The organism is Streptomyces termitum (assembly GCF_014650175.1).
Taxonomy (GTDB): domain Bacteria; phylum Actinomycetota; class Actinomycetes; order Streptomycetales; family Streptomycetaceae; genus Streptomyces; species Streptomyces termitum.
The window spans coordinates 1-583 of sequence record NZ_BMUL01000063.1 but is presented as its reverse complement, the minus strand read 5'-3'; the positions used below and the strand labels follow the sequence as shown (position 1 = coordinate 583).

General features: G+C 61.2%; 1 protein-coding gene. It reads right to left on the bottom strand.

What is annotated here, in order from left to right; all coding sequences use genetic code 11:
* Window positions 1-16: 16 nt before the first annotated feature.
* On the bottom strand, window positions 17-544 hold the full coding sequence (locus IE219_RS32745; protein WP_077273887.1) for a ribulose-1,5-bisphosphate carboxylase small subunit: 528 nt from the start codon (window positions 542-544) through the stop codon (window positions 17-19).
* Window positions 545-583: the final 39 nt, after the last annotated feature.

The window sequence follows — 583 nt, the reverse complement described above, 5'->3', positions numbered from 1 at the left end:
GTCGTGAGTGAGCTGTTTAGGCCTTGCCGGACTCCTCGCAGCCCGGTGGCTTGAAGGCGATGAAGCTGACGCACTGCACCTGGCGCATGTTGTCGAATCCGATGATGCGGACATACGCGTCAGGGTACTCCTTCTTGACCTCCTCCACCTCGTTGATCACCTGTGTGGCGTCGGTGCACCCGAACATAGGCAGCTTCCACATTGTCCAGTACCGGCCATCGTAGTACCCAGGGGATGCGTTGTGCTCACGGAAGATGAACCCAACCTTGCTGAACTCGAGGCAAGGCACCCACTTGGAGCGGATCAGGTAGTCGACCTGCTTGAGGAGGGCCTCCGTGCTGAGCGGTGGCAGGTAGGACAGGGTCTCGAACTTCTTGATGCCCTCGATGGGCCACACCTGCATGCACCTGATCCTTCCACCGTTGCTGACGCTGCCGAGGCTAGCGCCGTTGGAGCGGCGGCTGACGGGGAGGCCGGCGGTGGACTTGAGCCCCTGGAAAGGAGCGACGGAGGTGGCCGACGAGGCCATCACGGTGGGGGCCATGGCTGTACTATGTAGGTATATAGCTTGCTAGGAGGAGGC

Coding starts and splice junctions, on each gene's coding strand:
- IE219_RS32745 (WP_077273887.1), bottom strand. CDS start 544: ATGGCCCCCACCGTGATGGCCTCGTCGGCCACCTCCGTCGCTCCTTTC.